Genomic DNA, 20,827 nt, shown 5'->3' on the forward strand with positions numbered 1-20,827 from the left:
ATATGCTTGCAACGCCAAACCCTCAGAAATGAGAGGTTATTATGCACAAGTTCTTAACAGCGACCGCAATCACAGCCCTAGCCATCGGCCTGTCCAGCACATTTGCTATGGCCGAAAGTTATGACGCCGCCGGCAAGGGGTCGGGTGTCAGTTCGAACCAGGTCTTCGGCATCTCAGACGGGCATGCGGTGATCAAATCTCAGACCGACTATGACAGTTTCGAGGTTTCCGCCGGTCACCCGTTGGAAGGGGCGACGGGGTCGTGTTTTGGTTCGATGCTGATCAATGGGGCCGAGGTGTCGGGCGCGGGCAATTGCGTCTTTGACACAACCTCCGGCGACAAGGCAGTGATGAGCTGGACCGCCACGGGGATCGGTTCGGACGGCGCATTGACCGGCGACTGGTCGGTATCCGGCGGCACGGGCGGTTGGGCCAGCGCCACTGGGGGCGGCACGTTCTCGTCATTTACCGATCCGGACACGCAGAAATTCGTCAATACGATTTCGGGTAGCTTTGAGATGAACTGAATCACTATTGTTAACAGGTGCTTAGGAAAGGGCGCTTTGGTAAGAGCGCCCTTTGCGCTGCGTGGCAGGTAAGCGTCACCTAAACCCTTTATGAAGTTTCCCTTAGGTTAGTTGCAACCGGCCCTCTCTCAACCAATCTGTTCAGCAAGCCGGAAACGGCCAGATCTTTGGGAGGAGAGCCCATGACCAGATATATGACTGCCGGAGCAGCCGCTTTGGCCACGACACTCACCCTTGGAACGGCTGCGATGGCCGATACCGCGCCCGATCTGCGCGGCACATGGGTAGGGACTTATACGACCGTACAACCCACGCATATGCAGCGCGGGACTGAGCCGCGGTTCAACAAGGCCGAATGGATGCTGGATGTTCAGGTGCAGGAAGACAACGTCTTTTGGGGGCCGAGCCTGTGGCGCCGGGACGGTGACACGGACTGGAACCAGAACGAGGCCACCGGGACAATAAGCCTGGATGGATCCGGCAAGATCGGGATTGTCGAAACCTCACCCATGGTGATTGGTGCAAATGCGCTGATCGACGCCCGGTATGAAGACGGAAAGATCTTTGCGGATTTCCGTAGCCTGAGAAACGGAACGACCTACAGCACCGTTCTGGAGCGTCAGGTGAACTGAAGCGTTTCCGGCCCGGTTGGGCTGTAGGGGGTACTGGCTGCGATTGTTTGCAGTACGTAATAAGTAACTCCGACCGGGCCGGACGCTTCTCAAAAATGGAACCAATGTCTCCACAGGGAGGAGACGGGTCGGGCGGCAATTCCACCGTCAGCGGCAGGGTTCGGTTCAATCCATGCTGGAATGCGGCGTTTCTTGGTTTGGGTTAATCGGATCTGGTGAGCTTCAGCGCAGTATCGCAGACGGTTGCAGAAGTGTCGCCCGGCCCCGGTGCCTTTTGTGTGGCTCCCCATTTGAGGCGAATCCGCAGGTGTCGATTCGACGGATCGCGCGTCCGAAAGTTGAACGTCCCGCTCCACTTTCACGTTTCCAGATGTTTGCACATGCAGAAACAGCCGCAAATTCGGGCGCTTCCTAAAGTCTGGACTTTTCCTTGATCAAACCTATGTCTTGGCGCGTTTTCTGGAGTTGTCCACAAAACGCTCCCTGCGGATATCAACACGTTATCCACGGCTAATTTTCATGCTGCAGTGCTATTTTCTTGTCGGGTTACGGTCTGAATGTAACAGTCGCCTTACCGCAGCGGTTCTTAGGGGCCACGGCGGGACGCAAAGGCCAAGGGGTCTGAGTGAAAGGTGGTAAATCTTAGGATATACCAGCGTTCACAGAGGCTTACCGGTAGGTGATTGATCGAGTTGAGCCGAGGCTCGGATCGTTTGATCAACTTCTCAGAAGGTCAATGCGTGCTGTAAGGCGTCCGCGGGCGCCAAGCAGCAGTCGCGGCTCTTGACTGGGTTGTGACAACTGGATCGGGGCGTCCCTCGGGCGTGTCGACCCGGCAAGGCGTCAGGGGTGTCCGTTCGGGCACATGCAAAGACCGCGTCTGCGCACCTGACGCCTTTTCCTTTTGCCGGTTCCCGGGATTTTACAGGCTGCCACTCTATCCCCCTTTATGATGGGATCGGGGTTCTTGCTATTGTGCAAGAACCCCGAAGTCGTGTCAGAAATGCAATGCCGCGTCTATGCACCTGTAAGGCAACGATAACGCGGAAGGCTCAGGCGATCAACCATATGTAGGGGGTGCGTGTCGCCTTTGCGCAACATAAGGGTTGCGGTCAAAGGGCTTGCTGTACGTCGCTGGCCGTATCCGAAATCGCATCGCCCGCTTTTTCAATATCGCGTCCAACGCCTTTTGCCGTTTCGCAGGCAGTCAGTGCAAACAAGGTCAATGCAAGCAGAATTGTGCGGATCATTGCTTTCTCCATAGGTGTTTATGTCGACGTGCGTAGCAGTTTTCCAATGTTGAAACCAGCGTTTTGCTGACGGTTGATGAGCCGCTCAAGCCGACGCGAAACGGGCGGGTAGTCGAGAATTCGGCATGTCGAAACAGGCGGTCCCCGAAGCGGGTCAGAGGTGCTGGTCAAAAGGAAACCCAGCAACCCATGAACCGCGTTCGAACTGCCGATTAACAGAGGTCGAGATTCTTGCGCCGGTTGAATGGATGTATCAAAACGCCCGGGGCGTGCGACTGCGTCAGGCAGTCTCTTCGCGGCAGAAAATCTCGTAGACAACTTCCAACATGCGGCGGGGACGGTCATCTGCCAAACGGTAGAAAATAGCTTTCCCTTCGCGGCGGGGCGTTACCAACCCTTCAAGGCGCAGGCGCGACAATTGCTGCGAAACCGCCGCTTGGCGGGCGGATAGCAGTTCCTCTAGTTGCGTAACCGATTTTTCACCCGACACCAGATGACACAGGATCAAAAGCCGCCCTTCATGGCTGATCGCCTTCAGAAAGTTGGATGCGCGTGCGGCGTTTCCTGCAACGCGCTCGAGGTTTTCAGAAAATGAATCCTGTGAAAGCTCTGATAGTGCCATATGCGTTTTCCTTTTGGGCCGGGCTTGTGCGTGGTTGGCGGGTTCCATATCGCCGCCAAGAGCGGTCGCTTTATCTATTTTGGCGACGAATTTCTATATGTAAGAATCAAAATGACGCGATGAGAAAAACTCAGCCTGCCCGCATGACGGGTCGCGGCTTTCAAGGTTCAGGTCATGCCTGGGAACCGGACAGTTGCGAAGTGCGCTTGGTGGGGGAAACGCCGCGTTCACGGCATAAGTATTCAGCCCCCCTTGCGGCCCCCCGGTGCCGACACTAAGACTCGGGTAATGTTTCTTCGGGTAGTATCCCGATCCATAGCAAGACAGGCAGGTTCCTAATGTTCGATCCCGTTGATACCTATATGAATACGCTCGTCCCGATGGTTGTTGAGCAGACCAGCCGTGGCGAACGCGCGTATGACATTTTCTCGCGCCTTCTGAAAGAGCGGATCATTTTCATCAATGGCCCGATCCACGACGGGATGAGCCATCTGGTCGTGGCGCAATTGTTGCATCTTGAGGCTGAAAACCCGAACAAGGAAATCTCGATCTACATCAACTCACCTGGCGGTGTTGTGACCAGCGGATTGTCGATTTACGACACAATGCAGTATATCAAGCCGAAATGTTCGACTTTGGTGATCGGTCAGGCGGCCTCGATGGGGTCTGTTTTGCTGGCTGGTGGCGAGAAGGGGATGCGCTTTTCACTACCAAACAGCCGGATCATGGTTCACCAGCCCAGTGGCGGTTATCAGGGTCAGGCGAGTGATATCATGATTCACGCGGCCGAGACGCAAAAACTCAAGGATCGCCTGTATGATATATACGTGCGCCACACCGGGCAGACGAAAAAGGCGGTTGAAAAAGCCTTGGATCGCGACAACTTCATGAGCCCGGAAGAGGCGAAAGACTGGGGTCATATCGACGAAATCGTCGAAAATCGCGCCAAAATGGATGGCGATGAGGCCTAAAAAATAGTCCCCGCGTTAAGGGCGCGGGGTACATTTTTGACATTGTAGCGGCCCCGGCGGTGGCCTAAGCTGCAGGCAAGAGCGGCCCAAAGCGGGTCGCAGGGACGAAGCCCGAAAGGTAGAACATGGCGACGAATTCAGGCGGTGACGGCAAGAACACGCTCTACTGTAGCTTCTGCGGCAAGAGCCAGCATGAGGTGCGCAAGCTGATTGCCGGCCCCACAGTTTTCATCTGTGATGAATGCGTCGAGCTGTGCATGGACATCATCCGCGAGGAAACCAAGGCCAGCGGTCTGAAATCCACGGATGGGGTACCGACGCCCAAGGATATTTGCGAGGTTCTGGACGATTACGTGATCGGCCAGGCGACGGCCAAGCGGGTTCTGTCGGTGGCGGTGCACAACCACTACAAACGCCTGAACCACGCCCAGAAAGCTGGCGGCGACATCGAATTGGCCAAGTCCAACATTCTGTTGATAGGTCCCACCGGTTGCGGCAAGACGCTGCTGGCGCAGACCTTAGCGCGGATTCTGGACGTGCCGTTCACCATGGCGGATGCAACCACGCTGACCGAAGCCGGTTATGTGGGTGAGGATGTCGAGAATATCATCCTCAAACTGCTGCAGGCGTCGGAGTATAATGTCGAGCGCGCGCAGCGCGGCATTGTCTATATTGACGAGGTCGACAAGATCACGCGCAAATCCGAGAACCCCTCGATCACCCGTGACGTATCGGGCGAGGGCGTGCAGCAGGCGCTGCTGAAACTGATGGAAGGCACCGTGGCCAGCGTGCCGCCACAGGGCGGCCGCAAGCATCCGCAGCAGGAATTCCTGCAGGTGGACACCACGAATATCCTGTTCATCTGCGGCGGTGCGTTTGCCGGTTTGGACAAGATCATCGCACAGCGCGGCAAGGGCTCGGCGATGGGCTTTGGCGCTGACGTTCGCGACAATGATGAGCGTGGCGTCGGTGAAATCTTCAAGGATCTGGAGCCCGAAGATCTGCTGAAATTTGGCTTGATCCCAGAATTTGTTGGCCGTCTGCCGGTTCTAGCAACGCTGGAAGACCTGGACGAAGATGCGCTGGTGACGATCCTGACCAAGCCCAAGAACGCTCTGGTCAAGCAATACCAGCGTCTGTTCGAACTTGAAGACGCAGAGCTGGCCTTCACCGATGATGCGCTGAAAGCGATCGCCAAGAAAGCGATTGAGCGTAAGACAGGTGCGCGTGGTCTGCGATCAATTCTGGAAGATATCCTGCTGGACACGATGTTCGAACTTCCGGGTCTGAAAAACGTGACCGAGGTTGTTGTGAACGAAGAAGCGGTGTCTTCGGACTCGCAACCGCTGATCATCTATGCCGATGCGGCTGAGTCTGCTTCGGCCGGGTAAGTTCAAAGTCTCCTGACATATTCGGCGCGGTTCCTCCGCGCCGTTTTCTTTTGAGGGCACTATGGCAATTAGACGTATTTCTTCAGGCAGGGAATTTGAGGCCAAAGTCGGGTATTGCCGCGCCGTAGTGTCGAATGGATTTGTCTTTGTTGCCGGAACCTGCGCTCAGGGCGACGACATTCCCAAAGATATTGTTGGTCAGTGCAGGTCCTCTCTTGATGCAATTGGAAAAGCACTGGCTGAGGCTGGGACGGATTTCGCGCATGTGGTCCGTGTAAACTATTACTTGCCGGACATGAGTGAGTTTGAACTGTGTTGGCCTTTGTTGGTTGAGGCATTCGGAGCCAACCCGCCAGCGGCAACAGTTACCGAATGCAATCTCATCACGCCTGAAGATCGCATTGAAATCGAAGTGACCGCAGTTTTGCCGGAATAGGGGCTGCGGTCTTAGTGACACTGGACCTTGGCGAGCCTTTGGTCCATATCTGCAGGAGCAGAAATACCGGAGGCAGACGATGGGAATCCTGAATAATCTTTTGCGAGCCGTAACCTGGTGGAATGGGGCCACTCTGAATACGCAGCTCTACACGGCGCGTAAGGGAACCAAGGTTGGCGAAGATAACGAAGGTAATGTTTTCTATCGCAATGCCGACGACAGCAAGCGCTGGGTTATTTTTAATGGTGAGGCCGAGGCCAGCCGGATCGACCCTGACTGGCATGGATGGTTGCATCGGACTTGGGACGAGCCGCCGACAGACAAGCCGTTGCAGCATAAAACCTGGGAAAAACCACATCAGGAAAATTTGACAGGTACGGCTTTGGCCTATGCTCCTGCAGGTTCGTTGCGCCGACCCAATCCGGTCGAACGTTCGGACTACGAGGCTTGGACCCCAGAATAAGCGAGGCCAGCAATGTCGAGCTATAATGTAACCGAAGTCCTGGTGGGCGGGGCCGTGTTGGCCTGTGCTGTGGCATTTGGCGTTTATGCCAGCCAATCGACTGGCCTGTCGCAAAGCGGACCGGGATATGAATTGGGCGCATCATTCAGATCGCTGGAAGGTGTTGGCGTTGGCACTGACGTTCGTCTTGCTGGTGTCAAGATCGGGACCGTGACAGGCGTTGCGCTGAACCCCGACACGTATCGCGCGGATACAACGTTTTCGATTTCTGATGGAATATTGGTACCCGACGACAGCGCGATCGTCATCTCATCCGAAGGATTGCTGGGCGGAAACTTTGTCGAAGTGATGCCCGGTGGATCGCCCTTCTTTTTCGAACCTGGTGATCAGGTTGAGGATACGCAGGGTGCGGTCAGTCTAATTTCGCTGCTGGTCAAATTTGTGGCTGGGGATGGTGGCGAATGAAGCGCCTGTTTCTGATAGCAGCGCTGCTTGCATCCACCGGCGCAGCAGCCCAGCAAAAGGTTCAATCCGGCCCGGGCGCGATGCTGCGTGGTTTGGACAAGGTGAACGGCCACACCGTTGACGTCGAATTGCAAAGCGGTCAGACCGAGGCGATTTTTGGACTGGATGTGGCTTTGGGCGATTGCCGTTATCCGGCTGATAATCCGACCGGGGACGCCTTTGCTTATCTCACGATTTGGGAAAAAGGCAAGACAGATCAATTGTTTGATGGATGGATGATCGCCACATCCCCGGCGTTGAACGCGCTGGATCATTCACGTTACGATGTCTGGGTAATCCGCTGTATGACACCGTCCGGCAACTGATCCAGTTCTGCGGTGAAGTCTGCGCTGGCCTCGATCGCCTCTTCCAAAGCCTGTCTGTACTGAGCGCGCGGAACTTCGATCGCGCCTAATGACGCCAGATGAGCGGTCAGAAATTGCGTGTCAAATAACTGAAATCCGGTGCGCCTTAGCCGATCAACCAGATAGGCCAACGCAATTTTTGAGGCATCCGTTCGCCGTGAAAACATGCTTTCTCCGAAGAACGCAGCACCCAAGGATACTCCGTAGACGCCGCCGACCAGTGCCTGTCCATCCCAGATTTCTAATGAATGGGCATGGCCGGATTGGTGCAGGCGATGATACAGATTTCTCAGCTCTGCGTTGATCCAGGTGTCTGCGCGATCGGCGCAGCCGTCGACGACGCCAGAGAAGTTCTGATTGATCGTAACTGAGAAACCGCAGTTTCGGATTCGCCGCGCAAGGCTGCGGGATATGTGGAACCCGTTCAGAGGGATGACGCCCCGAAACTTTGGGTCGACCCAGAACAAATCCGGGTCGTCGCGGTGCTCTGCCATCGGGAAAATACCGATGGAATACCCATGCAGTAGGAGTTCGGGAGAAAGGCTCATACAGACAGTCCGACGTTCGAAGGGCCGAAGCCCTTCGAAGTGGTGGTGTTACTCGGCCATGTTCTCCGCAAGCCAATGCTCCAGCCAGTGAATGTTGTAGTCGCCGCTGTGAATGTCGGCTTCTTGGAGCAGAGCATGGAACAGCGGCACCGTGGTGTCGATTCCATCCACGATCAATTCACCCAGGGCTCGGTCCAGACGCGCCAGCGCCTCGGCCCGGTCGCGGCCTTGCACGATCAGCTTGGCAATCAGCGAGTCGTAATAGGGCGGGATCGAGTACCCGTCATACAACGCCGAATCCATCCGCACACCCAGACCGCCGGGCGCGTGATAGGCGCTGATCTTTCCGGGGCAGGGCGAGAAGTTAGGCAGCTTTTCCGCGTTGATCCGAACCTCGATGGCGTGGCCGTTGATTTCCAGATCGTCCTGACCGAACGACATGTCCTCGCCTGCTGCCACACGGATTTGTTCGCGCACCAAATCGACGCCGAAAATGCCCTCGGTCACCGGGTGTTCCACCTGTAGGCGGGTGTTCATTTCGATGAAATAGAACTCGCCATTCTCATACAGAAATTCGATTGTGCCCGCGCCGATATAATTGATCTTCGCCACAGCGTCGGCGCAGATTTTACCAATCTTGGCACGTTCTTCGGGGGTGATGCTGGGGCCGGGGGCCTCTTCAAACACCTTCTGATGGCGGCGCTGAAGCGAGCAGTCACGTTCGCCCAGATGGACAGCCTTGCCTTTGCCGTCGCCAAAGACCTGAATCTCGATATGGCGCGGTGTGGTCAGGTATTTCTCGATATAGACCTCGTCATTGCCAAAGGCGGCTTTGCCTTCGGCGCGTGCGGTCATGAACGCGCTTTCCATCTCATCCGCGGTCTGCGCAACCTTCATGCCGCGTCCGCCGCCACCGGCGGTTGCTTTGATGATGACGGGATAGCCGAATTCCTCACCAATGCGCTTGGCGTCTTCCAAAGTCGGAACGCCGCCGTCGGAACCGGGTACGCATGGCACGCCAAGGGCTTTCATCGTGTCCTTGGCGGTAATCTTGTCACCCATCACGCGGATATGTTCGGCGGTGGGGCCGATAAAGGTGATGTCGTGATCTTCGACGATCTGCACGAACTCAGCGTTTTCGGACAGAAAGCCATAGCCGGGGTGGATCGCCTGCGCGCCTGTGATTTCACAGGCCGAGATGATGGCTGGCACGGACAGATAGCTTTGCGGGCTGGGCGGGGGGCCGATGCAGACAGACTCGTCTGCCATGCGGACGTGCATTGCGTCGCTGTCGGCGGTGGAATGGACGGCAACCGTCTTTATCCCCATCTCGCGCGCGGCGCGGATGACGCGCAGGGCGATCTCGCCTCGGTTGGCAATCAGGATCTTGTCGAACATGGGCCTGCCTTACTCAACAATGACCAGGGGTGTGCCGAATTCCACAGCGTCGCCGTCACCCACCAGAATGCGCTTGATGGTGCCCGATTTGGGCGCGTGGATGTGGTTCATGGTTTTCATCGCTTCGACGATCAGCAGCGTGTCGCCTTCGGACACGGATGCGCCGACCGAGATGAACGCAGGCGCGCCGGGTTCGGGCTGCATGTAGACGGTTCCCACCATGGGAGAGGTCACTGCACCGGGATGGCTGGCCGGGTCTTCGACGGCAGCCGGTGCTTCGGCCGCAGCAGCCGGTGCCGGAGCCGCAGCGGGTGCTGCAGGGGCCGCAGCCGGAACTGCCACCTGAACCGGAGCTACGGCGGCGGTTTGGGACAAGCGGCTGACGCGTACATTCAGGCTGTCTTCCTCGCCATATTCGCGTTTGACCTGCAATTCGGTCAGGTCGTTCTCGCGCAGCAGTTCAGCCAATGCCTTGATGAATGCCACATCCGCTTCGTGTTTGGTGTCTGTCATGAGTGTCCTCGACGGTTCCCCTTTGGCCCGTCTGTGTCTTGCGGGCTTTGGTCTGATTACGCAGCGTTATAAGCCATGAGCCTTGCCATGAAAAGCGCGTCTCGGCCTGTCAGATGGGGGTTTTAACCAAGTTTTCGAGGGGGGGAAGAGGTTACAGCGGCATTCCGGAAAGTTTTGCAACCAATTCCGGTAGTTTTCGCGCGCCGAATTTCTCAAGCAGCCGGGCGCGATAAGCTTCGATGGTGCGGTAGCTCAGGCCCAGTTCGACGCCGATTTCCTTGGCGGACAGGCCCCTGCACGACAAAATCGCCACTTCGCGTTCCCGCGCGGTTAGCTCGACCAACGGGCGTTCCTCCGAGATATCGGAAAAGCTCCAGATGCCGTGGCGGAAAGGGTCATCGGGGGTCAAGGACCGACCGCGTGCGCGGCACCAGAACAAATCCCCATTTCGCCGCCGCATGACGCGCTCGTCCGTGTAATATCCGGTGTCGCGCATGACCTGTAGACTACGGGCACCGATACGCTCCCAATCTGCGACCGAGGGGTAAAGATGTAGCAAAGGCATGTTGCGATAGTCGGCCTCGTCCCCTCCGAAGGTCCGTGCGAACTGCAGATTGCAGCGTCGGATGATACGGTTTTCCAACTCGACCAATCCGATAGGAGCATATTCGAAGGCGGCGTCACTCATTTCGGTATCGTGCAGGGAATTGTCTGGAAATAGAAGGGGTGCGGCCGAGAATGTGGTGTTGAAAGGCGTCAACACTGGTCTGATGATCGTGCAATCCGTTTGTTAAGGGTGTAAACTCGGTTTGAAAATGAACTCCTAAAAGATAGAAAAACCTTGAGAGTTTAGAAAAACTGAACGTTTACAAAGGTTGGCTCCGCTTGGGGAGGGGCGAGAACATGCGCGACACGTTGACAGGCAGCCGTATTCGAGAGAGGCGGCAAATTGCAGGACTGCGGCAGGCAGAACTGGCGCGTCGGGTCGGGATCTCAGCCTCCTATCTGAACCTGATTGAACACAATCGCCGCAGGATTGGTGGCAAGCTGCTTGTGGATATTGCCGCGGCTTTGGCCGTCGAACCTTCGCTGCTGACACAGGGGCTAGAGGCAACGCTGATATCCGCCCTGCGCGAGGCAGCGGCGGACGCGGTGGGGCAACAGGCCGAAGTCGACAGTCTGGAAGAGTTTGCGGGACGTTTCCCGGGGTGGGCTGCTGTGCTGGCGCAGATGCACAGGCGCGTTGTCTCGCTTGAGCGAACGGTTGAAACCCTATCCGACCGCTTGACCCATGATCCACATCTGGCTGCTTCGATGCATGAGGTTCTGTCCACCGCCGCCGCGATTCGTTCGACCGCAGCGATTCTGGCGGAAACACAGGAGATCGAACCCGAGTGGCAGGATCGCTTTCATCGAAACCTGCATCAGGATGCTGAACGCCTTGCCGACAGTTCGAAATCCTTGGTTGCTTATCTGGATGATTCTGACGCGGCGGACGACCGTCGCGGCGTTCCGCTTGAAGATGCCGAGGCGTTCTTTGAACAGCGCGGACATCATTTTCCTGAGATGGAGGGCAGCGAAGACAGCTCTGCGATAGACCTGAGCGAGATTGACTCGGCGGCAGCAAAGACCGTCGCTCGCGGTCTTTTGGGTGTCTATGCAAGCGACGCCAAGGCCATGCCACTGGAGGCGGTGAAAACTGCGCTGGCTGGCACAGAACCGGACCCGATCAAGCTGGCTGCACAATTTTCGGTGGACATCGCGACGGTCTTGCGCCGTTTGGCGGCACTGCCAGACGGGGTGCTTTCGCGACCTACGGGACTGGTTGTGTGCGATGCATCGGGAAGTATCTTGTTTGCCAAGTCGGTGCCGGGCTTTGCGATGCCGCGCTTTGGCGAGGCGTGCCCGCTGTGGCCATTGTTTCAGGCTTTGAACCGGCCTTTGGTGCCAATTCGCAAACGTATCGTACAGCTTGGCCGGTCGGCGGCTGAGTTTGATTGCTATGCCTATGCATGGCCACAAGCGATGTCCGGATATGACGACGCACCTGTTTATCGCTCGGTCATGTTGGTTCGGTCCGTCGAAGAAGGCGGGCAGGGTGGCCAGCCAGTTGCCAGGGTCGGGCCAAGTTGCAGGGTTTGCCCAAATGCCGACTGCGAGTCGCGCCGAGAGCCGTCGATTCTGAGCGAAGGTTTTTGACACTTTCCTGACAGACAGCGTAAGCTGATACAGACAGGACTGCGGATGGGTATCCTGTCACGGGGAGGAATGAAACATATGAGCCGTAAGGTTCTTCTAATTGAGGATGAGCCGAACATCGCCGAGGCCATTCGGTTCCTGCTGACGCGTGAGGGTTGGCAGGTTGAAACGCACGCTGAAGGAACGGACGCTGTCGAGGTCATTCAGGGCGCAAATCCTGATCTGGTCATTCTGGATGTTATGCTGCCGGGCAAAAGCGGCATGGATATCCTGCGCGATCTGCGCGAGTTGGATGACCTTCGGGGTCTGCCGGTCTTGATGTTGACGGCACGCGGCCAGCTTCGTGATCGCGAAATGGCCGAAAGCGCGGGTGTCAGCCGCTTTATGACCAAGCCGTTTTCCAATGCCGAGGTCCTGACCGCGGTGCGCGATCTGCACGCGCAGGCCACGCAATCATGAGCAATAGCGAAGATCGGCAGCCTCAGGGTGTTCGGCCTTCGCTGTTTCTGGAACGCCAAAGTTATCGTCGGCGTCGGTTGACGGACGCTGCACGGCTGTTGCCAATTCTCGGGGCTGCACTGATCGCGATTCCGTTGCTATGGCCTGAACCGGGGGAAACCGGGGCGGTCACTTTATCGTCGGCCATTCTCTATATCTTTACCTGCTGGGGGCTATTGATACTGATTAGCCTGATCTTTGGCTTCGCCGCCCGTCGCACGGCGGCGCGGGATGACACCGACCCGGACACGGATCGATGGCAACGCTGAACCTTCTGATCCTCGTCTGTCTGGGCTATGTGGTTCTTTTGTTCGGCGTGGCCTTTGCCGCTGACCGAATGGCTGCTGCCGGACGTGGGGCGTGGCTGCGATCCCCGTTGTTTTATACTCTGTCGCTGTCGATCTATTGCACCGCCTGGACATTCTACGGCGCAGTTGGAAATGCCGCCCGTTCGGGGCTGGAGTTCGTGACGATCTATCTGGGCCCCACGCTGGTCATGATCAGTTGGTGGTGGGGTCTCAGGAAACTGGTCAGGGTTGGGCGCAGCCAAAGGGTAACCTCGATCGCGGACCTGATTTCGTCGCGCTACGGAAAATCGAATACGCTGGCAATCTGTGTGACCATTCTGGCGGTTCTGGGCGGAACGCCGTATATCGCGCTGCAACTGCAGTCTATTACCTTATCGTTCTCGATCTTTGCAGAGGCTGACCCGTCTGGCCTTTACCGCGAGGGGTCAAGCGTGTTTTGGGTGGCTGCAGGGCTGGCGGTGTTCGCCATCCTGTTCGGGACACGAAACCTGGACGCGAACGAGCGTCACCATGGTGTTGTGACCGCTATCGCATTGGAATCCGTGGTTAAACTGTTCGCTTTGCTGGCGGTTGGCATCTTCGTCGTTTGGGGAATTGCAGGCGGCGTTGGGCCGATGATGGACCGCATAGACGCATCAGAGATCGGTCAGTGGAATGTGGACGCGGGCCGCTGGACGACGTTCATCTTCTTGTCTGCTGCGGCGTTTGTCTGCTTGCCGCGCATGTTTCAGGTGATGGTGGTTGAAAACGCGGATGAGGGACACCTGAGAACAGCGGCCTGGGCGTTTCCGTTATACCTGCTTTTGATGAGCCTGTTTGTGGTGCCAATCGCCGTAGTGGGTCTGGACCTGTTGCCAGAGGGGTCGAACCCAGACCTGTTTGTTCTGACTGTGCCCCTGTCACAGGGCAATGAGTGGCTGGCCATGTTGTCCTTCATTGGGGGCTTCTCATCTGCAACGTCGATGGTGATCGTTACGGCTATGGCCTTGTCCACCATGGTTTCGAACCATCTTGTGATGCCAATTTGGCTAAGCACTCAGGAAGGGTCCGGGTCCTTGTCGGGCGATGTTCGACACGTTGTGTTGGTTGCGCGCCGTGTCTCAATCGCAGCGATCATGGCGTTGGGCTTTTTTTATTACCGGTTATCTGGTGGCGGCGCTGCGCTTGCCTCAATCGGGCTTGTGGCCTTCGCCGGTATTTCTCAGATTCTGCCTGCTCTGGTCGGCGGATTGTTCTGGCGCGGGGCGACGCGGACAGGGGCACTTGTCGGGTTGTCAGTGGGGTTCCTCTTGTGGATCTACACGCTGCTTCTGCCCGGAATGGGTGGGGCGCTGATGTCCAGCTCGGTCCTGCAGGACGGCCCGTTTGGGATCGGCTGGCTGCGGCCGCAGGCATTGTTCGGGATCGAAGGGATGGACCCCATGGTCCATACGGTCATGTGGTCGCTGTCTTTGAATACCGTCGCTTTCTGCGTGGCGTCGCTGCTGAGTTTTCCTAGCCCGCTGGAGCGCTTGCAGGGGGCGCAGTTCGTCAATGTCTTTGACCATTCTGTCGCCCCGCGCGGATGGACCGGGTCTGTTGCGCAAAGCGAGGACCTAATGATCATGACCCAGCGCATACTGGGGGCCGGTCCCGCGCAGGAGTTCTTTCAGGCCGAAGCTGAACAACAAGGCGGACGATCCAGTCTGCCCGAACCAACCCCCGCCTTTCTGGAACGGCTTGAACGGGAATTGAGCGGCTCGGTCGGGGCCGCGACGGCGCACGCCATGATCGGCCAGATTGTCGGCGGGTCTTCGGTGTCGGTCGAGGACCTTTTGGCCGTGGCCGACGAATCCGCGCAATTGCTGGAATACTCCAGCCAGCTAGAAGTGAAATCTGCCGAACTTAGCCGCACAGCCCGGCAACTGCGCGAAGCGAATACCAAGTTGACCCAGATATCGCAGCAGAAAGACAACTTCCTTAGTCAGGTCAGTCATGAACTACGTACACCGATGACCTCGATCCGGGCGTTTTCCGAGATCATGCGGGACACCGACGGTTTAACTGATGAAGAACAGACGCGCTATGCCGCAATCATCCACGACGAGGCGCTGCGGCTGACGCGATTGCTGGATGACCTGCTGGACTTGAGCGTTTTGGAAAGCGGACAGGTCAGCCTGAATATGGGAGGCGATACCCTGCGCTCGGTTCTGGATCGGGCGGTATCGAGCGCGTTGGCGGGCACCAGCAAAACCCTCACTGTTCGGCGCTCGAAGGCGTCCGAACGCATTCCGCTTCACACCGATCTGGATCGTTTGGGGCAAGTCTTCATCAACTTGATTTCCAACGCGCAGAAATACTGCGATGCGGTTGACCCGGTCCTGACCATTTCAGCGCATGATGTAGGCGGCCAAGTCGTGATAGATTTTGCGGATAACGGCAGCGGTATTCCAGCCGAGGCGCGGTCCATGGTGTTCGAAAAATTCGCGCGTGTAGGCGGTGACAAGGCAGGCGGGGCCGGTTTGGGTTTGGCGATCTGCCGCGAGATCATGCAGCGTCTTGGGGGCGATATCAGCTATTTGCCGGGGCAGGGCGGAGCAGCCTTCCGCGTGCAGGTGCCACTGGCTTATAGACAAGCAGCCCAATAAGACGGGCGTAAAGGCATTCGTAACCTTTGCCGGAGTAGACCGGAACATAGGCATATTTACGATTGACGGCTCCAGGCATGACACAACCGGTCACCACAGCTTTGGCAAAAAAAGTATCTGCAAGCCAGGATGAGCGCGGCGGTCAGACGAATTCCATTCTTCGCGCTTTGCGGTTGGCACTTGCCCGTACCGCTGCGGATCGTGTGCAATTGCCGTTGTCGGTCATCGCGGCAAGGCGGGCATCTCGACCAGCCGACGGGCTTGCGGGGTTTGCCGGTGACAATTGGTTGTTGCTGCATCTTCTGAACAACGACGGACTTTCGGCAGCGGTCTGTATGGATTTGGAAACCGTTTCGGCCATCGTTCAAGTGCAGACTATTGGTGAGGTGACGTCAACGACACCAACGCCACGGGCCTTTACCGATACGGATGCCGCGATGGTTGCGCCCATAATCGAAGACGCATGCACCCGCGCGGCACGGTTGGTGGAAACCGTCAGTGAACAGGCAAGCCTGACAGGCTATCAGTACAAGTTGCGGCTGCCTGATCTTCGGGCGCTGTCATTGGCTATGACGCAGGATGCGTATGTTTCATATGATCTAAAGGTCGAGCTGGGCGGCGGTTTGCGACAGGGCTGGATTTCGGTTCTTCTTCCCGATGTGGAGGATCCAGCAGATGCCGAACCTAGTGGGGATTCGGGGCCGCATATCGAACAGGCATCGGGCGTGCTGCGCGCAGAGTTGAATACTGTGATTTGCCAAATGGCTTTACCCCTGGCTTCTTTTTCGGCGCTTGCAGCGGGGGATGTATTGCCTTTGACCGGAGCACGTCTTGACCGTGCACAATTGCTAACGATCGACCGGACTCGGACAGCAGTTGGGCGTTTGGGGCAATCCGGTGGAATGCGGGCAATTCGCCTGAACGAATATGAGCCGCAGGATGTGCCGTCACAGGCCGAGACTCAGGATTTCCTTGAGGCACGAACGTCGGTAATCCAAACATCGGCAGAGCTGTCCGTAGAACCCATTCACACAGACACACATGCGATCGACACCATCGACAGCAAGTTGCAGTTCGGCGACTCAGATCAGATCGCCGCTGAAATTTCGAAGCTGGCTGGCCTGAACGATGACGCAGGTCAGGTGACCTGATCCATAGGGCTTACCCAGCCACGTTGCGAATCTGATCAAGCGTGGGGCGAAGGTTTTCCAGCGCGTAGCCTGCCTTGGTTGTTGCGTCCAGAATATCGTCCGTACTCATCCGGTCGCATTGGCCAAGGGCCCAGATAACTGAACACCGCGTGCCTGATGCGCAATACGCCAGCACCGGTCCGCTGCAACTTTCGGCCAACTCGCGCTGACGGGCGACGTTTTCGGGTGTCATGGTCTGATGCGTCAGTTCCAGAACCTCATAATCCAAACCCGCGGCACGGACGGCCTCGCCAATGGCGTCTGACTGCATGTCTGACGGAACTTCTGTGTTTGGCCGGTTGCAAATAACCTTGACGAATCCGGCTTCGGCTATGGCTGAAACATCCTCGACCGTGATTTGCGGCGAGACGGCGTAGCGGGGTGTAATGCGGCGAATCTCCATCCCAATTGATTAGGCTGCGTTTGCAGTTCTGTCCAGTTGCGCCCCCACAGTCGGCGCTGCGTACATTCCGGCGATCATTGCGGCCAGAAACACTAGCCCGCCAACGCCGCCATAGGTCACCGAGGCAATGGCAGGCCCCGGACACAGCCCGGACAAGCCCCACCCCATGCCAAATAAAACGGAGCCTACGACAAGTCGCCGGTCCAACTCGGGCGGAGACATGGTCGGAAAGGTTCCCCCGACCAAGGGGCGACGATGTTCGGTCATCCGCCAGGCAAACAGCATTGGGATAATTGCCCCACCCATCACGAAGGCCAGTGTCGGGTCCCAGTTCCCGAACACGTCCAGCCACCCCTGAACCTTGGTGGTGTCCGTCATGCCCGAGATCAGCAGACCTGCGCCAAACAGGCATCCGGCGATCAAAGAGATCAGCAACCGCATCAGATCACCCCCCACATGTGGCGCAGAACCGCGAGTGTGATCGCGCCAGCAGCGATGTAGATAACCGTCGCCACAATTCCGCGCAGCGAGAAACGCGATATCCCGCAGACCCCATGTCCCGACGTGCATCCATTGGCGATCCGGGTGCCGATCCCAACCAGCAGTCCCGCGAAAATGATGACAGCAATATTGCCGGTCAGATGGGTCTGCGGTGTGGGTGACATCAACGGGCGAAGAAGCAAGGGCATTCCTACAAGCCCTGCAACAAAGACCAGGCGTTCCAAGGTGCGATCACTATTGTCGACCAAACCGCCCAAGATGCCGCTGGCCCCCATGATCCGGCCATTCCCAAGCAGATAAACGGCGGCACCCAGACCGATCAACAGGCCCCCGGCCAACCCCCAAATCCATTCCAGTTGCATGGTTCTTTTTTCTCCACGTATTGGTTGGCTTCACAGTTTATTCACTGGAATCTTTAGGAAAACATCGCCTTCTTCGTCGCCAGGAGGCATCCGCCCCGCGCGCATATTGACCTGAAGAGAAGGCAGGATCAGACGAGGCATGCCAAGCGTCGCATCCCGTGCATCGCGCATTTTGACGAACTCCTCGACCGAGCGTCCCTGGCCGATATGAACATTGAGCGCCTTCTGCTCTCCGACTGTTGTTTCCCACGCATACTCGTCGCGGCCCGGTGCCTTGTAGTCGTGCCCGACGAAGATGCGTGTCTGATCAGGCAGCGAAAGGATTTTCTGGATCGACGCAAACAGCATTTCCGATGAACCGCCCGGAAAATCGCATCGTGCCGTCCCGAAATCGGGCATGAACAACGTGTCCCCCACAAAGGCCGCATCTCCGATGACATAGGTCAAACAGGCCGGGGTGTGGCCGGGCGTATGCAGAACATCACCCCGCATTTGACCCACGTGAAAGCTGTCGCCCTCGCGGAACAAGGCGTCAAACTGACTGCCATCGCGTTGGAACTCGGTCCCTTCATTGAAGATTTTTCCAAATGTCTCCTGAATGGTGACGATCTGATCTCCGATCCCGATTTTACCGCCCAGTTTCTGTTGCAGGTAGGGGGCCGCTGACAGATGATCGGCATGGACATGACTTTCCAGAATCCATTCGACTTTCAAACCGTTAGCCTGCACATGCTCGATTATTTTGTCTGCTGAACTGGTGTCTGTCCGGCCGGATGCATGGTCAAAGTCCAGGACACTGTCGATAATTGCGCAGGCCGTCCCCTCGGGTTCCTGCACAAGGTAGGACACGGTAAATGTATCGGTGTCAAAAAACGCTTTCACCTTTGGTGTCATTTTGCCCTCCGTCAGACTGCTTTATTCGTATATCAATTTCGGAATGTATAGGATAAAGAATCCGTGAATTGATGCTTGTCAAGGCAGGGTAATTCAGATCGGCCTAGAATTTAACCATTCCGCAGGTGACTGCCGAAACCGTATTTCAGACAGGCGGGTTTTCGCGTGTCCTCGGGTTAAGGTCAGCAGGTCTTAAAACGGTTACCTATATGTGGGTAGATAACGCACCATTTGGGAGGATGGAGATGTCTACAATTAATTTATATTCCGAAGCCGAGCAGCTTGAAGAAAAGTTGCAGGGTGCGTGTCTTGAAACCCGCCTGGCGCTTCAGCCAAGCGTGACAAGGGTAATTGAACGGATGCGTCAGCAGGGTGTGCATATCCCCTCGCGCCTGCGTCGTCTGGATGCAGCCTTGTGCGAGGACGCGATGGAGGCTCAGTTCGATAATCTGCCGGTTTAGGCTGTGGGATTAACTGAACGAGATACCCAAAATAACTAGCATCAGCCCGATCACGGACAGAAAGAGTGAGGCCAGGTTCCAAGGCAATACTCCCTGAACTGTTGCTCGCAGTTCGTCGTCGGACAGGCCGGATTTGCGCGCTTTCATCACGTGCAGGATGCACCAGACGAGTCCCAACAGTCCGGCAAGCGACAGGGCGGCTCCGCCCCAGGTGATGATTTCGAACATGGTTTTCCGCATCAGGCCAAAGAGTTTCTCTGCGCTTATCGGATACCTGTGCATCGCACAAGTCCGATGCCCGATTGTGCGCTTGCGGCGGGTGCTGCGGCCATGTATCCGGCTTAGTGCCGACTTGCGGCAGCAGACTTCAGCCTCTGGGAGAGAATAAATGGAAGACATGACCGAAGATCAGGCCGCCGCCAACTATCGCGTTACCGCCGGAGAGCTGCGTCAGTTTATCGAACGGTTTGAACGTCTGGACGCCGAGAAGAAAGATATCGCAGAGCAGCAGAAAGAAGTCATGGCCGAAGCCAAGGCACGCGGCTACGACACCAAGGTCATGCGCAAGGTGGTTGCTCTTCGCAAACGCGACAAAGACGATATCGCAGAAGAAGAGGCGGTATTGGAGATGTACAAAGAAGCGTTGGGTATGAGCTGACGGTTTCGAATTTGCGGTGTCGTTCAGGCTTTGCCTTCTAGGACACCGCGATCCGGGTGGGCCTCCGAACCGGGACCGGTGGATTTTCTATCTCGGGTCAAGAAAGGCTGATTGATCGCAGGTCGCAGCGCTTGGGCGGGTCAATTTTTCTGGGCTCAGGGCCTTAACAACTGGACCTCTGGCATTGATTCCAGCCTTTCAAGATCCTGTTCATAAAGCTCGGAAAACGCATCCACGATGTCTGTGCTCCAGCCCGGAAGTTCGAGTTCTTCCTCTACAAGCTCCGGTTGGGCGTGATCTTCCAAGATGTCCGCCAGAGCATTACGTAAGCTCGCTTGATCCCCGTGAGGTCCGGCATTCAAAAGCGCATTTGCCTTTTCTTTTCCCGCTTCATCCAGAAGGGAAAGCAGAAAGTTGTACTCTTTTTCTAGGGTCACATCCTCTGGCAGGCCGCACATTTTTCGCAAAATGTCACCCCAAATCAGAGGCGATTCCTCATTGCTCCACAAGGTGATGTTTACGCCCGGAGCCATGTCGCGGATGTCGTCGACCATTCCGATCCAATTCAGGCAGCTCAGGTCTGTATTGCGGATGATATTTTCCCTGTCTTCGTCCGGCAGAGACATTAGTAGTTTAGGAATAAACGTGCCTGGGTTTCTTAAGGTAAAGAAGAAGTCGATCCGAATGTCTTCGAGCGCCTGATCCAAAACGGACATTAGCTTTCCGGCGCGTGGGTAGAATTGCCCGTCCTGAATAGCCGCTTTTGAGTCTGCAATCAGTGCATTGCTTTGGAACACAGCCCGGCGAATGCTCGGGTCTGATGTCAGGCCGGCGCGAACCTGACTGGTTTCTTCTGGAGTCAGGAACTGCGGCTCGGATGTTGCGAAGGTCGGCTTGAAGGCTTGTTTGTATTGGCGCGGGCCAAAAGCGGCGACACCATGCTCGGTCAGCACAGATTTGTGGGCTCTTAGAGCTTTTAACAATCTGCCTTCGCCGGTGAATGCGGCTCCTGCGTGGATAGCAACCTGCATATTCGCTTTTTGCCCCTGCTTCTTCTGCCTCGTCCGCCGGGTTACAGGCTGTGTAGCTGACAGTCAAACCAGTGC

At 56.7% G+C, this 20,827-nt stretch carries 27 protein-coding genes; 15 read left to right on the forward strand and 12 right to left on the reverse strand.

What is annotated here, in order from left to right:
- Positions 1-41: 41 nt before the first annotated feature.
- Positions 42-527, forward strand: a complete 486-nt coding sequence (locus tag GOX75_RS07290) for a hypothetical protein (protein WP_171121926.1) — start codon at positions 42-44, stop codon at positions 525-527.
- A gap of 182 nt (positions 528-709) precedes the next feature.
- Positions 710-1,159, forward strand: a complete 450-nt coding sequence (locus GOX75_RS07295; RefSeq protein ID WP_171121927.1) for a hypothetical protein — start codon at positions 710-712, stop codon at positions 1,157-1,159.
- A 1,112-nt stretch (positions 1,160-2,271) separates the two neighbouring features.
- Here GOX75_RS07295 and GOX75_RS07300 read toward each other — a convergent pair.
- Positions 2,272-2,409: an entericidin A/B family lipoprotein gene (locus GOX75_RS07300; protein ID WP_217354422.1), complete on the reverse strand. Its 138-nt coding sequence runs from the start codon at positions 2,407-2,409 to the stop codon at positions 2,272-2,274.
- 280 nt (positions 2,410-2,689) lie between these two features.
- A complete protein-coding gene (locus GOX75_RS07305; RefSeq protein ID WP_171121929.1) occupies positions 2,690-3,031 on the reverse strand; it encodes a metalloregulator ArsR/SmtB family transcription factor in 342 nt (113 codons plus the stop codon).
- A 338-nt stretch (positions 3,032-3,369) separates the two neighbouring features.
- On the opposite strand from GOX75_RS07305, the gene GOX75_RS07310 reads away from it, so the two are divergent.
- The 6 genes from GOX75_RS07310 (at position 3,370) to GOX75_RS07335 (ending at position 7,122) form a co-directional block, all read left to right on the forward strand.
- Entirely contained in the window at positions 3,370-4,002 is a 633-nt protein-coding gene (locus GOX75_RS07310; protein ID WP_039970058.1) for an ATP-dependent Clp protease proteolytic subunit, read from the forward strand.
- A 125-nt stretch (positions 4,003-4,127) separates the two neighbouring features.
- Positions 4,128-5,393, forward strand: coding sequence for an ATP-dependent Clp protease ATP-binding subunit ClpX (clpX, locus tag GOX75_RS07315; protein WP_171121930.1), 1,266 nt, complete (start codon positions 4,128-4,130; stop codon positions 5,391-5,393).
- 61 nt (positions 5,394-5,454) lie between these two features.
- Complete coding sequence (locus GOX75_RS07320) at positions 5,455-5,829, forward strand: Rid family hydrolase (RefSeq protein WP_171121931.1); 375 nt, start codon at positions 5,455-5,457, stop codon at positions 5,827-5,829.
- Between the two features lie 79 nt (positions 5,830-5,908).
- The gene (locus GOX75_RS07325) at positions 5,909-6,292 is read left to right on the forward strand and encodes an NADH:ubiquinone oxidoreductase subunit NDUFA12 (protein WP_171121932.1); all 384 of its coding nucleotides are present in this window, start codon (positions 5,909-5,911) and stop codon (positions 6,290-6,292) included.
- Positions 6,293-6,304: 12 nt separating this feature from the next.
- Positions 6,305-6,757, forward strand: coding sequence for an outer membrane lipid asymmetry maintenance protein MlaD (mlaD, locus tag GOX75_RS07330; RefSeq protein ID WP_171121933.1), 453 nt, complete (start codon positions 6,305-6,307; stop codon positions 6,755-6,757).
- Positions 6,754-7,122, forward strand: coding sequence for a DUF2155 domain-containing protein (locus GOX75_RS07335; RefSeq protein ID WP_171121934.1), 369 nt, complete (start codon positions 6,754-6,756; stop codon positions 7,120-7,122). Before mlaD ends, GOX75_RS07335 begins: the two co-directional genes overlap by 4 nt.
- Here the strand turns inward: GOX75_RS07335 and aat are convergent.
- The 4 genes from aat to GOX75_RS07355 form a co-directional block, all read right to left on the reverse strand.
- Positions 7,077-7,709, reverse strand: a complete 633-nt coding sequence (gene aat, locus GOX75_RS07340) for a leucyl/phenylalanyl-tRNA--protein transferase (protein WP_171121935.1) — start codon at positions 7,707-7,709, stop codon at positions 7,077-7,079. The two genes, GOX75_RS07335 and aat, sit on opposite strands and share 46 nt — an antisense overlap.
- Positions 7,710-7,757: 48 nt before the next feature.
- Positions 7,758-9,107: an acetyl-CoA carboxylase biotin carboxylase subunit gene (accC, locus tag GOX75_RS07345; protein WP_171121936.1), complete on the reverse strand. Its 1,350-nt coding sequence runs from the start codon at positions 9,105-9,107 to the stop codon at positions 7,758-7,760.
- 9 nt (positions 9,108-9,116) lie between these two features.
- The gene (gene accB / locus GOX75_RS07350) at positions 9,117-9,620 is read right to left on the reverse strand and encodes an acetyl-CoA carboxylase biotin carboxyl carrier protein (protein WP_171121937.1); all 504 of its coding nucleotides are present in this window, start codon (positions 9,618-9,620) and stop codon (positions 9,117-9,119) included.
- 151 nt (positions 9,621-9,771) lie between these two features.
- Positions 9,772-10,308, reverse strand: a complete 537-nt coding sequence (locus tag GOX75_RS07355) for a helix-turn-helix transcriptional regulator (RefSeq protein WP_171121938.1) — start codon at positions 10,306-10,308, stop codon at positions 9,772-9,774.
- Positions 10,309-10,523: 215 nt separating this feature from the next.
- Here GOX75_RS07355 and GOX75_RS07360 point away from each other — a divergent pair, with 215 nt between their 5' ends.
- The 5 genes from GOX75_RS07360 (at position 10,524) to GOX75_RS07380 (ending at position 16,403) form a co-directional block, all read left to right on the forward strand.
- The gene (locus GOX75_RS07360; protein WP_171121939.1) at positions 10,524-11,819 is read left to right on the forward strand and encodes a helix-turn-helix domain-containing protein; all 1,296 of its coding nucleotides are present in this window, start codon (positions 10,524-10,526) and stop codon (positions 11,817-11,819) included.
- Positions 11,820-11,897: 78 nt separating this feature from the next.
- Positions 11,898-12,278: a response regulator transcription factor gene (locus tag GOX75_RS07365; protein WP_171121940.1), complete on the forward strand. Its 381-nt coding sequence runs from the start codon at positions 11,898-11,900 to the stop codon at positions 12,276-12,278.
- On the forward strand, positions 12,275-12,586 hold the full coding sequence (locus GOX75_RS07370) for a hypothetical protein (protein WP_171121941.1): 312 nt from the start codon (positions 12,275-12,277) through the stop codon (positions 12,584-12,586). The genes GOX75_RS07365 and GOX75_RS07370 overlap by 4 nt, the downstream gene beginning before the upstream one ends.
- A complete protein-coding gene (locus GOX75_RS07375) occupies positions 12,574-15,252 on the forward strand; it encodes an ATP-binding protein (protein WP_171121942.1) in 2,679 nt (892 codons plus the stop codon). Before GOX75_RS07370 ends, GOX75_RS07375 begins: the two co-directional genes overlap by 13 nt.
- A gap of 77 nt (positions 15,253-15,329) precedes the next feature.
- The gene (locus GOX75_RS07380; protein ID WP_171121943.1) at positions 15,330-16,403 is read left to right on the forward strand and encodes a FliM/FliN family flagellar motor C-terminal domain-containing protein; all 1,074 of its coding nucleotides are present in this window, start codon (positions 15,330-15,332) and stop codon (positions 16,401-16,403) included.
- Positions 16,404-16,413: 10 nt separating this feature from the next.
- On the opposite strand, the gene GOX75_RS07385 is transcribed toward GOX75_RS07380, so the two are convergent.
- From GOX75_RS07385 to GOX75_RS07400, 4 genes are read right to left on the reverse strand one after another with little or no spacing between them, the layout of a single operon-like run.
- Positions 16,414-16,845 (reverse strand): TIGR01244 family sulfur transferase, encoded by a 432-nt coding sequence (locus GOX75_RS07385; protein ID WP_171121944.1) that lies wholly within the window; start codon positions 16,843-16,845, stop codon positions 16,414-16,416.
- 9 nt (positions 16,846-16,854) lie between these two features.
- The gene (locus tag GOX75_RS07390) at positions 16,855-17,286 is read right to left on the reverse strand and encodes a DUF6691 family protein (RefSeq protein ID WP_171121945.1); all 432 of its coding nucleotides are present in this window, start codon (positions 17,284-17,286) and stop codon (positions 16,855-16,857) included.
- On the reverse strand, positions 17,286-17,708 hold the full coding sequence (locus GOX75_RS07395) for a YeeE/YedE family protein (RefSeq protein WP_171121946.1): 423 nt from the start codon (positions 17,706-17,708) through the stop codon (positions 17,286-17,288). Before GOX75_RS07395 ends, GOX75_RS07390 begins: the two co-directional genes overlap by 1 nt.
- Positions 17,709-17,738: 30 nt before the next feature.
- On the reverse strand, positions 17,739-18,602 hold the full coding sequence (locus tag GOX75_RS07400) for an MBL fold metallo-hydrolase (RefSeq protein WP_171121947.1): 864 nt from the start codon (positions 18,600-18,602) through the stop codon (positions 17,739-17,741).
- Between the two features lie 245 nt (positions 18,603-18,847).
- On the opposite strand from GOX75_RS07400, the gene GOX75_RS07405 reads away from it, so the two are divergent.
- On the forward strand, positions 18,848-19,063 hold the full coding sequence (locus GOX75_RS07405) for a hypothetical protein (protein ID WP_171121948.1): 216 nt from the start codon (positions 18,848-18,850) through the stop codon (positions 19,061-19,063).
- Between the two features lie 9 nt (positions 19,064-19,072).
- On the opposite strand, the gene GOX75_RS07410 is transcribed toward GOX75_RS07405, so the two are convergent.
- Complete coding sequence (locus tag GOX75_RS07410) at positions 19,073-19,291, reverse strand: hypothetical protein (RefSeq protein WP_171122335.1); 219 nt, start codon at positions 19,289-19,291, stop codon at positions 19,073-19,075.
- A gap of 160 nt (positions 19,292-19,451) precedes the next feature.
- Here GOX75_RS07410 and GOX75_RS07415 point away from each other — a divergent pair, with 160 nt between their 5' ends.
- Positions 19,452-19,721 (forward strand): DUF2312 domain-containing protein, encoded by a 270-nt coding sequence (locus tag GOX75_RS07415; RefSeq protein WP_171121949.1) that lies wholly within the window; start codon positions 19,452-19,454, stop codon positions 19,719-19,721.
- Between the two features lie 155 nt (positions 19,722-19,876).
- Here the strand turns inward: GOX75_RS07415 and GOX75_RS07420 are convergent, their stop codons facing one another.
- Positions 19,877-20,752 carry a hypothetical protein gene (locus GOX75_RS07420; protein WP_171121950.1) on the reverse strand — a complete coding sequence of 292 codons (876 nt, stop codon included), beginning with the start codon at positions 20,750-20,752 and terminating at the stop codon, positions 19,877-19,879.
- Between the last annotated feature and the right edge of the window lie 75 nt (positions 20,753-20,827).

Origin of the sequence: Ruegeria sp. HKCCD7251 (assembly GCF_013031165.1) — a bacterium.
Lineage (GTDB): Bacteria > Pseudomonadota > Alphaproteobacteria > Rhodobacterales > Rhodobacteraceae > Ruegeria.